The following is a 16838-nucleotide window of genomic DNA, read 5'->3' on the forward strand; positions in this document are numbered from 1 at the left end:
TTTCCTTATCTTAAAGCACTCTTGCAGCCTTAGCTAATTGAATAGTTCTTTTGGCTCTTAAAACTATAGGCATATCAACCATTTTTCCATTTAAAGAGATAACTCCACTTTTTTTTAGTTTTGCATCTTCAATTGCATCCATTATGGCTAAAGCTTTATCAATTTCTTTTTTAGTTGGTGTAAAAATTTCAACAATTGGTTCTATTTGCCTTGGATTTATTATTGATTTACCATCAAAACCAAGTTTTTTAATTAACAACACTTCTTTTCTAAAACCTTCTTCATTATTCAAATCAGAATAAACAGTATCTAAAGCATCAATTTTAGCTTCTCTCGCTGCATGTAAAATCATAGATCTTGCGAACATTAATTCTACACCATCTTCATATCTAGTTGTTTTCATATCTGTTACATAATCTTCAGCCCCAAGAGCTATAGCAACAAGACGAGAAGAAGATTTTGCTATTTCTCTAGCATTTAAAACACCTTCTGCACTTTCAATTGCAGCCATCATTTTAACTGTACCTTTCTCAATACCAAATTCCTCTTCTGCTTTTTCAATTTCTTTTTCACAGATTAAAACATCTTCTTTATTTTCGGTCTTTGGTAACCTAATAACATCAATTTTAGAGGCAACCATGGCTTTTATATCCATAATTCCACATTCTGTTCTAGGATTATTAATTCTAACTACTAATTCTTTATCTCCGTAATCTATTGCTCTAAGAGAATTATAAACTAAATATCTTGCTGCATCCTTTTCTGATAATAATACTGAATCTTCTAAATCAAACATAATGCTGTCACATTTATAAATATAAGCATCCTTAACCATACCAGGATTATTTCCAGGAACAAACATCATCGTCCGTCTAAGTCTATCTCCCATTATTCTTCTCCCATTTAAAATCTCTAGATTCACAAGCTCTGTAAAGGGCTGCAGAAGTTCTAGCTTTAATAACACAATCGAGAGCTCCTTTATCTATTGCAGTAATTTTGGCATTATCTACTCCAATAAATTTTGCTGTTTCTTTAATGACTTTTTTTATTTGATCACCAAATTGTTTTTTTACAGGACTTTCTAAATAAATATGAAGGCCTTCTTTACTCCCTTTCTCTACAGTAATTAAAATATCACTAGATTCCAATGTTCCGGCTGATGCAACCTTTTTAATATCCAAAATCATCTCCTTCTATAAAAAACAAAATATAATGCCAAAAAAAATTATAGCAGGATTTTTCCTGCTATGTTTTTGCTGGTTATATTTGTTAATTTTATATTGATAATTATTTAAGTAACTACTTAATATATTTAAGTTTAGAGGAAAATCTATAATATAATTATAAGTATCTTTTTTATTTACTTTATTACAAATAAAAAAAATAACTTTTCTTATTATACAAATTAGCATGACAGTCTCCCTAACTTTAGAGAATTTATATATCTTTTTCTCAGTTAATATTGTAACACAATAATTACAGTTGTAATCTTTTTTTTTAAGTTTTCTAGAAAAACTTAAAGCTCTTCATATCATCAACAAATATTTATTTATTGTTATATATATAACTTCATGATATTCTTTTTCTATGGATAAAAAAACAATACTATATTATGAAAATAATAAAAATTCATTCAAAGAATCCACTCAAACTTTAGATTTTACAGAAATTCAAGATCTATTTTTAAGCTATTTAAAACCACAATCAAAAATTCTTGATTTTGGTTGTGGAGCTGGAAGAGATACTAAATACTTTCTTAATAAAGGATATAAAGTTGATGCACTAGATGGCTCTCCATCAATGTGCAAAATAGCAAGTGATTATTGTCAAATTGATGTTAAAAATATTCTTTTTGAAGATTATATCCCACAAGTAGAATATGATGGGATTTGGGCTTGTTCGAGTTTACTCCATATCCCATTTAAAAATCTTAATTCTATTTTTTCAAAATTACATAAGTCTTTAAAAAACAAAGGAATTTTATATGTATCTTTTAAACTTGGAACTTTTGAAGGATATAGAAATAATAGATATTTTACAGATTTAACATTCGATAAACTTTTTAAATTACCTGAAATTAAAACAAATTTTAGAATATTAAAACATTTTATTTCTACTGATATAAGAAAAAATAGAGAAAATGAAAAATGGTTAAATGTAATATTACAAAAGATTTAAACACTTTTTTAGAAAATTACAATTTTGAACTAATAAAGCAAGTGAATTATACAAAAGATATTTACAGTAAGTTTTATATTAATAATGATGCTATTTTAACACTAGATACGAATCTTTGTGAAATAAATAGAAATTATATATATGATTACTCTCTTTATACGTCGACTCAAAATTCAATCCTAAAATCATATAATAAACCATATTATAGATTTTTAGATAATACCAATCCATCAGAAATTGAATCCATTATTTATGGAGATATAGATCAATTTCAAAGCTATGGGACTTATAGGATGAATAGATCTTCAGATAATTCATATCTCGAGACTCTGTTTGAAAAAGCTTTTTGTCTTGCTTATGGAGATAATGCACTCTCTTATTTACATAAAGAATATCCTCTTCTATCCTTAAAAGGGACAACATACTTTATCGATTATGTTGTCGAAAAAACAGATGGTAAATTAATAGGTTTTGAACTAAATGGATCTAATTATCATCATCCGCAACAAGTTGGATTAGAAAGATATAAAAAACAATTAGAAAAACAGAATTTATGCAATAAATTAGGAATTACTATATATAGATTATCTTATGATCAATGCACTGATACAACTAACAATTTGAGTAGTTTAATAAATGAAATTTTAAAAGATAAATCTTCTCTAAAAAGAAAAACTCTTCTAGCTAAAAGAGATTTTACACTATATGAACACCAAGAAGGGGCTATTGAAAAATTAAAATATCTTCATACTAAAGAAAATAGTGCTTTATTGATTGTATTACCCACAGCTTCTGGTAAAACACAAATAATCATTGAAGATTTAATATATTACTTAAATAAAAATCAAAATGCTAAAATAGGAGTTTTTACTCCAACTCTTGCAATAAAAAACAATTGGATAAAAACATTTAACAAAAATAATTTAAATTATTTTGACATCACTGTCGGGACATATCACCTTCTAACAAAACTAAGCCGCCAAGTATCTTCTGCTTATTTTGACTACATTATAATAGATGAAGCTCATCACGCGGTGGCAAATTGTACTAAAAATGCATTAACTCACTTTAAACCTAAATTATTAGTAGGACTCACTGCAACTGATGAGCGCTTAGATAATAGAAAGCTTGAAGATGTTTTTGGAAGTTATTCGACTTCTCTAAGTTTAGAAGAAGCTATGAATAAAAATATAATTGCTAAGGCTAGAGCATATAGGATAGAAACTAACCTAGATTTAAGCCGAGTTAGGTATAATAATAAAGAATATAATAGTGGAGATTTAGAAAAAACAATAAGAGTTGCCTCTAGAAATGAATTAATTGGAGAATTATTATTAAAATATTTTAATGATAATTCTTTAGGTGTTATCTTTTGTGTTTCAATTAAACATGCAATGGAAATGGCTAAAGTACTAACAAAACAATTTAATTTCAAAGCGAAAGCAATTAGTTCTAAAGATGGAAAAAATGCTAATAAAATATTAGAAGATTTCCATAATAAAAAAATACAATTCCTATGTGTTTGCGATTTATTAAATGAAGGATGGGATGAACCAGATATAAAAGTTATTGTTATGGCTCGACCGACTTTATCAAAAGTACTATACCTTCAACAACTTGGTAGAGGTTTAAGAAGAACTAAAACAAAGAAAGAAGTTTATATTATTGATGTTATTGATAAATTTTCTTCTACCTTTGCTCCATACTCCCTTCACTCTATTTTTAATAACCCTAATTATATTCAATGGGGATATGTGAATGAAAAAACTGTTCCATATAATAATTTAATATACGTAAATGGAATGTATGAAAAAGTTAGAAATATCACACCAATCAATATAAATACTTTAGATAAAGAACTAAAAGACTTATATACTATTGAAGAGGCAGCAAGACAACTTTTTATTGGCACTGATACTTTAAAAAAATGGATTAAAAAATATAATATCAAATGTGATAAAATCTTAACACTAGGAAAATCAAAACTAATATATTTTACTCAAGATAGTATAGAAAGGATAAGGGTAAAAATGAATTTACCAATTCACAGTGATGATACTATAAAAGAAGACTTTTTCACTTTTTTAAACGAGAAAAACTATACCTTCTCTTATAAAATGGTCTTTTTGCTTGGTTCTATCAAAACTGCCAACTGCATTGGCCAAATTAATCTTGATGACCTAATTGAATATTATAGAAATTTTTACTTAGATAGACTTAAAAAAAATCTGATTGTAGATAGAAAAGGGTGCAATTATGATTTTGATTATCTAAATGATAAAATAAAAGTTAAAAGAAGTATTCTAAAAAATCCTTTCGAAAAATTTGAAAGGAAACGTTTTTTTGAATACAATAAAGATTTGAATAAAATTTCTATGAATCATAAACTCTGGGAAAAATTATCAGAAAAAGATAAAACATCAATAATTAATATGATGAAAAATGATTTAGATCAATATTATCTAACGATAAAAAATAAAATAAACTAATTGAAATAAAGATTTTTATACTATATTCTACTCAAACTGCTACATATTAACAAATTTATTAATAAAAGAATATAAAATGGAACATAAAAATATATTAAGATTATTACTCGCTTTTTGTATGATTCTGTGGGCAAGCATAGGCTTATTTACTAGGAGTATTGCTCTTGATTCCTTTGAATTAGCCTTCTTTAGAGCTTTTCTATCTCTCCCTTTTTTATTTTTTTTCCTCAAATTAAATAAGAAAGATAATAAAAGATTACCCCTAAAAACTATAATATATTACCTTTTTACAGGAGCCTTAATTGGAATTGCTTGGTCTCTTTTATTTCAAGGCTATAAATATACTACATTATCGACAGCTGTTTTAATTTATAATATGTGTCCTGTTTATGTAATAATATTAGCACCGTTTTTTTTAAAAGAAAAAATAACTTTTTCTAGAATAATTACTATATTAGGATGTTTTTTTGGATTATACCTTTTAATTAAAAATAATCTAAATTTAACAAATTCTATAAACCAAGGAATTATATGGGCCTTTGGTGCTGGTTTTTTATACTCAATAATAGTTATATTAAATAGGAAGATTAACTTTAAAAATAAAAATTCAAATATTATTCTAGTAACTCTAATACAATTATTAGGGTCTTCATTAATTCTTCTACCATATCAAATTATTAATAAATCCTTTACCAAAATGATCCATTTATCAATCAATAATCTTATTCTCTTATTTATTCTTTCGTTAATACATACAGCTATAGCTTATATAATTTATTTTTCAACATACAAAAAACTCGAAGCAATTGAAATTGTTTCATATAGCTATCTAGAACCACTTTTTACAATCTTTTTTGGAATTTTCTTTTTCCAAGAAAAACTCTTTGTAACACAAATTATCGGAGGACTTTTTATCTTAGGATTTACCTTATGGGGAGAACTTTATAACTTAAAAGATAAAGATAAAAAAATCTTAATTAAAGAAAGAACTTAAAGTTTCAAAAAGCTTTTCTGTATCTATTGGTTTTGCAAGATGAGCATTCATTCCTGCATCAAGAGATTGCTTAACATCCTTTTCATATGCATTAGCACTTATTGCGATAATTGGTATTTTTTTATTAAACTCTCTAATTTTTTTAGTAGCTTTAAGCCCATCTAAAATAGGCATTCGAATATCCATTAAAACAGCATCATAGTAATAAGTTTTAATCTTATCTACGGCTTCTTGTCCATTATATGCTACATCAACAATCATAGATTTCTTTTCTAAAATCTTCTTTACAATTTTAATATTAATTTCAGTATCATCACAAACTAAAATATGTAAATCTTTTAAATTATTAACACTATATTTTCTTTTCTTATTTTTTTTCTCTTCATTATAATTTTCTGTTTCTTCATCATTTGCAATTTTAAATGATATAGAAATAGTAAATTTAGAACCTTGTCCTAATTTACTTTCACAAGCAATAGAACCATTCATTTGATCTATTAATTTTTTACAAATATTTAAGCCAAGTCCAGAGCCACCTTCCGACTTGCTTAAAGAATTTGTTTCTTTAGAAAAAGGTTCAAATAAATGATTATTCACAAAATCTTCACTCATTCCAACACCAGTGTCGCGAATTGAACAATGTAAAAGAACTTTTTCATCATCGATTATTTCAAAACTAGAATTCCAATATATATAACCATTTTCAGGAGTATACTTAATCGCATTGTTTAATATGTTTATAAGGATTTGTGAAATTCGTTTCTCATCAGCATAAACACATTTGTCAAACTGCTCACAATCCGAAGTAATTACTAAGTTTAATTTTTTTTCTTTAGCCCTATTCTCAACTACAGTTTTTACTCTTTTATATGTATCACAAAGATTAATCAATTTATAATCAAATTCAAAATTATCATTTTGAAGTTTTTGACTATCTAATATATCATCCATAAGAGATAATAAATACTTTGCTGAACTATTAATTTCATCAAAATATGTCCATAATTTTTGATCTTTAGCTTCTGACTTACCAAAATCAGCTAAGCCAATAACTGCTCCTAATGGTGTTCTCATATCATGGCTCATTCTAGCTAAAAATGCACTTTTAGCTCTATTGGCACTATTTGCTTCTTGTTCAGCTATCTTTAGCTCTTCATTCGCTTTTTCTAATTCTATGCGTCTTCGGTTATTCGCAATTATGTATAAAACAACAAAAAAGAAAAATATAATTAACAATATTCCTATATATTCAATTTTATGAGATATAAAAAGATCAAACAAAGAAGGTGTATATACAATTTTAGAAATATTTTCATCTATAATTGAATTAATATTTTTATTTTTAATTTGAAGTAGCGCTTTATTTATTATACTAAATAATTGTTCCTCTGATGATGAAGATAAAACAATATTCAAGCTCGAAGAATAAATAGAAACAGGATATCTTGATAAGTTAATATTATTTGGTTTATCCTTTAAATAATTAAAGCTAAAACTCGAATCTATTAGACAATCTACTTCATCATCGACTAACATTTTATATCTTTTTTCTATATCATCTTCATAAATAATTTTCCAATTTGGATAATTTTCTAATATAAAATCCTTAGGATGACAATTTATTGTTGAAAGAGCAACAGTTTGTACACCATTTTTATCAAGCAAAGTTGTTCTTTTTATTATTAACTCCATTGGAATTTTCATAATATTATCACTAAATCTAAATTTTGAACTATATCTAATATCACTTAGACAATCTATACCAATAATTCCATCAACCTCATCTGAGTTTAATAATTCTTCTATAGCGTTCATTTTATCATATGGAACAACAGATATATTTAGATTTGTAATTTTATTTATTTCTCTTATTATATCAGGGAATACACCAATCAACTCTCCATTAGAATCTAATGAAGAAAAAACATTTTGATTAATAAAAGACGCAATTTTTATCTCAGGGTTACTTTTAATATAGGCTATTTCATCTTTTGTAAATTCTGTAGTTATAGATCTTGGGTAATATTTATAATATAAAGCATTATAAGCATCAATTTCATTATTAAAAAATGAAGTAAGAGCTTTATTTAGTATAGGAGTTTCCCCTTCTCTTGTTATATAAAATGTAGGTAAAGAATAAAATCTGTCTAATATTTGGTACTTATCTAAAAGAGCTCCAATACCAAAAGTAGCTAAATCAATCTCTTTTTTGTCTAAGGCAGTACGGATTTGAGCAACTGTATCAAAAGGAATAAATTTAGGATTTTCAATCTTACTACTAAGATAATCTAGTATAGGTTGCATTGTTGCACCTCTATCTAAATATCCAATAGATTTGTTTTTCATTTTTGAATATTCTTGATAAGAATAAGAATTATCTACTGAACATAATAGTGCATCTACCTGCCGAACACTAATATTTGTAAAATCAAACTCTTCATCAATATCTGATGTATAAAGTGAAGACATAACAACATCAACTTCACCTGCCCTCAATGCTTCTAAACTAGCGGCTTTATTATCATATGCTTTAATTTCTACAGATCTTGAAAAATAAGGCGATAATAAACGAAATAAATCAGGTTCAAATCCCATAATTTTACCACTTGAAGATACAACAGCAGTAGAAGAATTATTCCAAACTGCTAATCTTAGCGGTTCTACTTGCTGAACAGCATTAAGAGTAGACAAAGTTGCTATAACAACAACTATAATTAAAATTTTCTTAATATCTATATGCTGATGTCTTTTCACTAATTAATCCTCTTGTCCCCATAAATATTATGACCCAAAAAAAACTATTTATCAAATAAATATATTAGTTTTAGTTACTTTTGTAACTAATATCACTTGAATTATTAAATGCACCCCCCTCTACTTTTTTTATAGGTTAATTAGTTGCAATAAATATTGCAAAAGATATAGTTGCATTTAGTAGTGCAAGATAATGTTTATTTAGTTATTTAGTTGTTTCACTCTTGTTTTATGGATTTAAGAGGATTTATAATATTTCTTTCTTGTTGGTTTTTGTGTTTGGTTAGTTATTCAATTCAAGGAGGAATAAATTATGAATAACAACTTTAAACATTTAACTTCTAATGAAAGACATAAAATACATGGATTACTAGGTAAGCAATCCTTTAAACAAATTGCTAAGGAAATTAATAGATCACCTTCTACTGTTTCTAGAGAAGTAAGAGCTCATATGCAGCTTAAAAGAAAAGGTGCTAAATGGAGTCACTATTTTAATGACTGTAAATTTAGAAAAACTTGTACTAAAGCCTATATGTGTGACAATACTAATTGTCCTGGGAAAAGATGTTCTACTTGTGGGAAGTGTAATTATACTTGTAAAGATTATGTTAAAGAGGAATGTCCTTTATTAGATAAACCACCTTACGTTTGTAATAATTGTAGTAATTATTTTAGGTGTGATTTAGAGAAAAGACTTTATGATAGTATATATGCTCAAAAACAGTATAAAGAAGTATTAGTTGATAAAAGAGCTGGTATTGCTATTAATGATGCTGAATTCCAATTTACTAATGATTTGATTACACCTCTAGTAAAGAAAGTCCAATCTTTTCATCATATTTATGAAACTCATAAATATGAAATACCTATTAGTGAAAGAACACTTTATTCATATCAACATGCAGGGTTATTTGATGTTGATAATTTTGATCATCCCCGTCTTGTTAGATTTAAAAAGAGAGTTAATACAAACAAATCTAAAAGGGTAATTGAAAGGAGTTGTCGTATTGGAAGGTCTTATGATGATTACTTAGAGTATGTAGATAATCATCCAGATATTCCTATTGTACAAATGGATAGTGTAGAAGGTACTAAAGGAGGTAAAGTATTACTTACTATTCACTTTGTTAATTGCTCCTTAATGCTAGCTTTTATTAGAGAGAGAAACACAGCTCAATCTGTTATTGATATCTTTAATAATTTGTATGTAAAATTAGGACATAACGACTTTAAAAGATTATTTCCTATACTATTAACTGATAATGGTCAAGAATTTTCGGGACCAAAACAGATTGAAGAAACCACAGATGGAATTATTAGAACAAAAGTTTTCTTTTGTGAGCCTATGGCTAGTTGGTTGAAGGGTTCATGTGAGGTAAATCATGAATTACTTAGAAGAGTAATCCCAAAACATCAATCAATAAATCACTTGGATCAAGAGAAAACAAATTTAATGATGAGTCATATTAATTCTTACAAAAGAGGAAAGTTAGGAAATAATACTCCATACGAAATCTTTGAAAGAATGTATGGATCAAATATATTAAAAAAATTAAGCATTACTTACATCCAACCCGATGAAGTAATGCTTCGCCCAAGTCTAGTTAATAACTAGAAAACACTAAAACAACCAAACACTAATACTTATGGGCACAGTAGAACCAATAAGAACTACTAAACAAAATGATAGTGATTGCATTTAGTACTGCAAAAAAACAGATTATTTGCCAATCTGGGTTTTTTGCGCCCTTTGGTAATGACAAATAAACATCGTACCTTAATATTTAGGCAGAAAAAGCAAAAAGTCAAACGAAAAAAAGATTTTTCATCCAACTTTTTGCTATTTGAATTGCATTAAGTATTGCAAATGCCTAAAAGGTTGCAGTTAATATTTCAATTGAGCCTTTTGTAACTAATTATACTATTTTTACATTTAATATAAATTTCTTTACAAAAATGTAGTAAAATATTACAAAAAGACTTGCTTTTATAAAATATAGGTTACTATTATTATTAATGAACTTGATAAATCCACTAATTTTAATAAATAAAGGATACTATTTTGGAAGAATCATACCAAATTATTTCTAATCCACTTTCTCAAAAAAGACTATTACCAGCTCTAATAAATTTTCTAAACTCCCAAGATTTAGAATATGATGATAATATCGAATACAGTATAAACATACTTGATAGAGAGGATAATATTATTGCAACAGGCTCCTTAGACAAAAATATTATTAAGTGTTTAGCTGTTAAATCTGAATATAGAAATGAAGGATATTCTGCTAAAATAGTTTCAAAATTAATAACCCATGCTAATGAGACTGGTATTAGAAAGCTATTTGTTTTTACAAAACTTGGCAATGAAAAAATGTTTAAAGACTTAGGCTTCTATACTATTGAGAAAACAAATAAAATATTATTAATGGAGAATGAAAAATCTGGATTCAATAATTATCTAAAGAAAATTAAATTTGAGAGCGCCATTTTTATAAAAAAAAATAAAATTATTCCTAAAAAAATAGGTTGTATAATTGCAAATTGTAATCCTTTTACTCTAGGGCATCTTTATCTAATAAATGAAGCATCTAAGCAATGCGATATTCTTCACGTATTCATATTAAGTGGTTCTAACAAATTCTTTAATGAAGAGGAAAGACTTATGCTAGTAAAACAGGGAATCTCTTCTTTTTCAAATGTAATTGTCCATAGATCAAAAGAATACATACTATCCCCATTAACGTTTCCAACTTACTTTATAAAAGATAAAATACAAACTACAAAAATAAATTGCGAACTAGATATTAAAATTTTTTTAAATCATATTGTACCTTTACTAAATATAAATCAACGTTTCCTAGGAACTGAACCAAAAGATTTAGTAACCCACTCTTATAATAATGAGTTAATAAAGGCCTTAAGTAACAGTGATGTAAAATTATCTATAATAAACAGAAAACTAAGTGAAGATACTATTATTTCTGCAAGTACTGTTAGAAAATATATAAAAAACAAGCAATTTGAGAAAATTAAATTACTTGTCCCAGATACTACTTATGAATTTATATTAAATAAATTTTCATAAAAATATAAGAAATAAGTTAAAGCTAATAAATCAGCACTTCCCCCAGCACTGAGGTTTCTTTGAATAAAATATTCATCCATTTTATTAGATAATTCTAATATATCTACATTAGTGTTTCTCAACTCTTTACTTATTATATCTTTTATCTTTATTAAAGTTTCAAAATCACTCCTTTTTATTATGTTTGTATCATCAATATTCTCTATTATTTTTAGCAAAGTAAACACTCCACTGTCATTAAAAGAATGATGACGTTTTTGCTCAATAAAAATTGGCAAAAATAAATTAAATACAATAGAAAAGCCTTCTTTAGATTCACCTCTAATTCCAAGAATATTATATTTTAAATATATATTTTCTCCATTTGTTTTGATTTCTCTTTCATTTAAATTCGAAAAGTCATTTAGGATTTTATATGTAACTTTTTTTATAGAGGCGACGACTTTATTTCTACTATATTCTTCTTCATTGGCAAACAACCAACCAAGGGTAGCTAATACAATAGAAAAAATAAAAATAGCTCCTTTATGAGTATTTACTTTATCAGTAGAATTAAACATAGTTTTTTCAGCTTTAATACCTAGTTTTCTTAAACCATCAAATAAAATTCCTAATTCAACATCTTTGTTCTCTATACCAAATAAAACAAATTTTTTAAAATATGGTTTTAAAACAGTAGCACTTTTATAAAATAAATTTAAATTTAAATCATTATGTGAACCATTATTATTTAAATCTACTAAACCAGGTTTTGGTGTAGTATGTAGTTCTGCTATCAAAGAATTATAAGCTAAATTAGCAACTTGAGTTGAATATTTATCATAAAAATAATCACTCATTATCTCAATTTCTTTATTTATTATTTCACTTAAACTATGTGTTTGATTTCTTCTACAAAGATTTGCTGGTTCATCACATATCAAACATTTTCTATAACCTTCTTGATAATTAAGCCTTGATAATTTTTTACCACTAATATCTAATACATCAATATCAAATATTCGCCCTAATGAATAATTATCTTCAATTTTTAGAAGGATTTTTTTAACTAATGATGCTTCATCTTCAACTATTAAATAAGCTTCATACCCAGTTTTATTTTCATCAATATCTTCTAGAATAATAATTATATCTTTTTCCATGAGTTCTTTTTTTATTAAAAAAAGCCCTTCATAAAAAGTTTTAACAGCTAAATCAAAAACTTTTATAGGCCCAGCAATATTTAAGGTATAAACAACTAAAGTTTTTTTATACTCAAATAATAATTGTTTTTGTTTACTAGCTCTTTTTTCCCTAGCCTCAAGAAGTTCTTCTAAATTAACAGCTGCTGCAGATGAATATTTTTTATTTTTCATTTCTAAACGATAATATTAAACAATAATATATTCAACATTTTAGGTAGTTATCATAAATAATATACCACTTTTTATAATATTTACAATGACAAGTATTTGCTTACTTTCACAATTTACCATATAATATTATTTATCAAACATTCCTAAAAGGACTGAGCTTTTGAAAATTGGTATATGTGACGATAATTATGAAGATATAAATAATTTAATAATATCTACCTAAATCCGTATAAATCTTGATAATTGATAAATCTAGCTAATTTTTGGCTATTTTTTAGGTGAATTATTTTGTTGTACGGATTTTATCTTATCTATTTGTTTTACTTATTTCTATTTTTATATTTTATTCCATTATTTTAATAGAAGGAAGAATAATATTTTTAATTTTTTTTCAAATATCACTTTTTTCAGTCATACTAAAATCTTCTAATTGATATTAGAAGTATTGTTTCTGTTGTTTTATCTTTAGTTTTATTGAGTATTAAATGAAAAGTGGAAAATATATGTTAATAAATTTATCAATTCGTAATAATAACTCTGTCCAAGGATTTTTCTTATAGAGCCGAAGCACTTTACTTCTTCCTTTTCTCATATATCTAGCACTAGTATAAATAATATCTCTTAATATTGTTTTCATTCTAATTCTATCTTTATTACCCTTAGTTCCTTCAGGTAAATAGAATTGATTTAATAATGTAATATCCCCAATTATTCTTAAAATATTATAAGCATTAGTAATAGCCGCTAATAACATTTCATTAACTCTATATTTACCAGATGCTAATCTTTCAAAGTTTAAATCAGTTTTTATTTCACTATGATATTGTTCGCTTGTTGCATGATCATGATATAGATTAACTACTGTTATTGCATCTTCAATAAGGTTAGTCCAATAAAGCTCTACTTCTATTTCTGGAAATAATAATATATTACCTTTTTTATCTTCATAAATCTCTTTTATCTTAAATGCTATTTGAGCCTTATTTGTAACATTTTCTTTTCCTACTGGATACATTTGGGTAAAATAACCATAGTATACAGTTGTTTGTCTATAATCATATGATATCTTTTTATCATATAATGATTTAGCTCTTTCTAATAAATCTTGTGAATAGTCGTTTCTTCTACATTTTTTCTTGATAATAAAGTTAACATTATTTTTATCAAGTACATTAATAGTTTCTACACTATCATGACCACTATCAAATCTACACAACACTTTACTATAATCTTCTAAAGTAAGTATCTCTTTAGCATTATCCAATACCTTTTGAACAAACGGTATTGAATCTTTTTGAGAATGTTGTTTTCCAGGTCTAAGTTCAGCTCCAATACAATAAGAGCCTAAGTAACTCATAAGTGGTGCAAACCCATCTTCCCCTTTATATGTTCTAGAACATTCTTCTTTATTGCATTTAGGATTAATCATAGGTGTTACATCAAAATCTAATGGAATATATTTTTCACTTATCTTTTCACATGGGAAAGAAACTTTCTTTAGTAATTCAATATTAACTAAATTACAATGTTCAATAAAATTTGCACTACGTTCTTTCTCTAAATACAATCTTAGTGTTTCTTGAGCAGGAGTGAATTTAAGATTTAAACATTCTTTAAATACTTCATTATTTCTAAATTGCTCTACATCAGAAAAATTAGTAAATCCCATAGAGTTTAAACCAACTAAGGTTTTATATATAGTTTCATTTTCTAAAAGACTTTTAGATTTAAGGGTATCCAAATCATATTCAGCATTATCATTAACTTTCATCATTGCAAATGTTAAAATTTTAGAAATTAAGTTTAAACCTGCTTTACTCTCTAGTGTAATTGTTGTAGAATCAAAATCAATCATTTGGCCTCTCCTGTTACGTTTTTTGTGATAATTTAATTGTAACATAAGAGGCTTTTTTAGTCTATAATTTACTATACATATGTTGATATATTTTACTTATTTTGTATTCTATACGGATTCAGGATCTATTAAAAGATATTATAATTTAAAATACCCTAATGTTGAATATGAAATTATTTATTACACAGATTCTATCGATTTTTTAAATAATTATCATAGTCAAGAATTTAATTTGCTCTTTTTAGATATTTTTTTAAACGATACTAATGGATTCAAAATTGCTCAACAAATATCACAATCTAGTAAGATTCCCATCATCTTATATAGTTCTTCAAAGGACTTTGCTATAGAGGGATACCAAATAAATATATTTGGGTATTTAATAAAACCTTTAAAAGAAAATAAGTTATTTACTTTTCTTGATAGAATAAACAACACTCATAAAAATAAGGCTCTAGTTCTCAAAAAAAAAGGTAAAGAAGAGATACATTATATAAATGATATTCTTTTTATAGAAAGCAAAGGCAGACAAGTTATAGTTCATTTATGTAATAATGAAAAAAAGATATATTATGATTCTTTAGATAACATTGAGCAGAAATTAAATGATCCAATATTTTTAAGAACTCATAAAAGTTATTTAGTAAATATGGATAAAATCTCTCGTTTAGAACAACGTTGGTTTGTTGTAAACAATGGAGAACATGTGATTATTAAAATTAAAGATTATAAAAATATAGTACAAAAATATCATGACTACATAATAAAGGGAAAAAAAGTTGATTATCTCAATTGAACTAAACCATGCTTTAGTAATAGAACTTTTATATTTTATTCAACTAATCACTTGTTGGAATCTCCTACCTCAAAAGGGCAACAGAACTAAGAACCTTATATTTATCTCCTCTGTTTTTATAGTACTTTTAGTAATTTACAACTATGTTTTATTCACAAAAGGTTTTGATACGGCTACTAATAATGTCTTATTACTATTAACAATTCCAGGTTTTATCTTATATTTTATCATTAGTAAATATAGAGATGGACGTTTAGTGTTTAGTTATTTCTTTTCTGATTTAATCTTATTTAACTTCAATTTTTTATCAACAGTTATAATAATGCAATTTTTCCCAGAAAAAACTATAGGCCATATAATTTTAAGAGATATCTTTATGATAGCCTTTGCTCTTTTATTTAACTTACTATACATACCAAAGATTAGAAAAGCTTTAGATACAACTCATGTAAATTGGAATATAATTGCTGGAATATCAATAGTTGCAGGAATGTATAGCTATTATGAATTAATAGGTAGAGGATCTATTTTAGATAGACAAGATGAACTTATTTCAATTTCAATCTCATGTATTTTATTAATTGTTGTCTTTTTAACTTTACTTTGGACTATTGTTAAAATTGGGGAAAAAGAACAACAAGAAATTGAATTACTAAAAAAAGAAAATTCACTAGACTTAATTAGAATACAATTGAAACAAGTTGATGCAACTTATAAACAAATCAATGAAACATACGACAAATTAAGATATATTAAACATGATTTCAATAAAGAATTAGCAATACTTGAAGGTCTCTGTATTGAAGGAAATATAACTAAAATTAAAAATTATATTTCTAAAATCATAAAAACTATACCTGATACACAGATTATTAACTACTCAACTAATCACATGCTTAATTCTATATTAAACCATTATCATCAATTGATTATAAAAGAAAATATTGAATCTACTTTCTCTATTAACCTCAATATTAATGATGATTCCATTATATCTGACATCTGTTTAATTCTAGCTAATGGTATAGAAAATGCAATTGAAGCAACAATAAAAGCTCAAGAAAAATTTATTAATGTTGAAGTATACCAAAAAGAGAAATCAGTTATTATTTCCCTTACCAATACTTTTGAACCAAACAATATAAAAATGGTAGATAATAAAATAGTAACCACTAAAAAAGATGTTGATAATCACGGATTAGGTCTTAAAATTATTGAAAATATAGCTAAATCATATAATGGAAATATGATTCATCTCATTGATGAAAATAAATTTAGATTAGATATTTGGTTAAACATATAAATATGGCAATCAAATGACTGCCATAT

General features: G+C 25.7%; 12 protein-coding genes. 7 read left to right on the plus strand and 5 right to left on the minus strand.

Annotated elements, in window-relative coordinates; all coding sequences use genetic code 11:
* Positions 1-10: 10 nt before the first annotated feature.
* Both ACZ5SO_RS11260 and citD read right to left on the minus strand, forming a co-directional pair.
* Complete coding sequence (locus tag ACZ5SO_RS11260; protein ID WP_464624695.1) at positions 11-889, minus strand: aldolase/citrate lyase family protein; 879 nt, start codon at positions 887-889, stop codon at positions 11-13.
* Positions 879-1181: a citrate lyase acyl carrier protein gene (gene citD / locus ACZ5SO_RS11265; protein ID WP_464624697.1), complete on the minus strand. Its 303-nt coding sequence runs from the start codon at positions 1179-1181 to the stop codon at positions 879-881. Before citD ends, ACZ5SO_RS11260 begins: the two co-directional genes overlap by 11 nt.
* Before the next feature lie 406 nt (positions 1182-1587).
* On the opposite strand from citD, the gene ACZ5SO_RS11270 reads away from it, so the two are divergent.
* From ACZ5SO_RS11270 to ACZ5SO_RS11280, 3 genes are all read left to right on the plus strand, one after another.
* Entirely contained in the window at positions 1588-2178 is a 591-nt protein-coding gene (locus ACZ5SO_RS11270) for a class I SAM-dependent methyltransferase (protein WP_464624699.1), read from the plus strand.
* A complete protein-coding gene (locus ACZ5SO_RS11275; RefSeq protein ID WP_464624701.1) occupies positions 2148-4667 on the plus strand; it encodes a DEAD/DEAH box helicase family protein in 2520 nt (839 codons plus the stop codon). Before ACZ5SO_RS11270 ends, ACZ5SO_RS11275 begins: the two co-directional genes overlap by 31 nt.
* 76 nt (positions 4668-4743) lie before the next feature.
* The gene (locus ACZ5SO_RS11280; protein WP_464624702.1) at positions 4744-5661 is read left to right on the plus strand and encodes a DMT family transporter; all 918 of its coding nucleotides are present in this window, start codon (positions 4744-4746) and stop codon (positions 5659-5661) included.
* Here ACZ5SO_RS11280 and ACZ5SO_RS11285 read toward each other — a convergent pair.
* On the minus strand, positions 5641-8415 hold the full coding sequence (locus ACZ5SO_RS11285) for a response regulator (RefSeq protein WP_464624704.1): 2775 nt from the start codon (positions 8413-8415) through the stop codon (positions 5641-5643). The two genes, ACZ5SO_RS11280 and ACZ5SO_RS11285, sit on opposite strands and share 21 nt — an antisense overlap.
* 313 nt (positions 8416-8728) lie before the next feature.
* On the opposite strand from ACZ5SO_RS11285, the gene ACZ5SO_RS11290 reads away from it, so the two are divergent.
* Positions 8729-10030, plus strand: a complete 1302-nt coding sequence (locus ACZ5SO_RS11290) for an IS30 family transposase (protein ID WP_464624706.1) — start codon at positions 8729-8731, stop codon at positions 10028-10030.
* A gap of 447 nt (positions 10031-10477) precedes the next feature.
* Entirely contained in the window at positions 10478-11503 is a 1026-nt protein-coding gene (gene citC, locus ACZ5SO_RS11295; RefSeq protein WP_464624707.1) for a [citrate (pro-3S)-lyase] ligase, read from the plus strand.
* Here citC and citG read toward each other — a convergent pair.
* Positions 11473-12858, minus strand: a complete 1386-nt coding sequence (gene citG / locus ACZ5SO_RS11300) for a triphosphoribosyl-dephospho-CoA synthase CitG (protein WP_464624709.1) — start codon at positions 12856-12858, stop codon at positions 11473-11475. The two genes, citC and citG, sit on opposite strands and share 31 nt — an antisense overlap.
* A gap of 481 nt (positions 12859-13339) precedes the next feature.
* Positions 13340-14713 carry an IS1380 family transposase gene (locus ACZ5SO_RS11305; protein ID WP_464624711.1) on the minus strand — a complete coding sequence of 458 codons (1374 nt, stop codon included), beginning with the start codon at positions 14711-14713 and terminating at the stop codon, positions 13340-13342.
* A gap of 79 nt (positions 14714-14792) precedes the next feature.
* On the opposite strand from ACZ5SO_RS11305, the gene ACZ5SO_RS11310 reads away from it, so the two are divergent.
* Together ACZ5SO_RS11310 and ACZ5SO_RS11315 are read left to right on the plus strand one after the other, a co-directional pair.
* Positions 14793-15509 carry a LytR/AlgR family response regulator transcription factor gene (locus tag ACZ5SO_RS11310; RefSeq protein ID WP_464624713.1) on the plus strand — a complete coding sequence of 239 codons (717 nt, stop codon included), beginning with the start codon at positions 14793-14795 and terminating at the stop codon, positions 15507-15509.
* Entirely contained in the window at positions 15493-16812 is a 1320-nt protein-coding gene (locus tag ACZ5SO_RS11315) for a sensor histidine kinase (protein WP_464624715.1), read from the plus strand. The genes ACZ5SO_RS11310 and ACZ5SO_RS11315 overlap by 17 nt, the downstream gene beginning before the upstream one ends.
* Positions 16813-16838: the final 26 nt, after the last annotated feature.

The organism is Pleomorphochaeta naphthae (assembly GCF_055396005.1).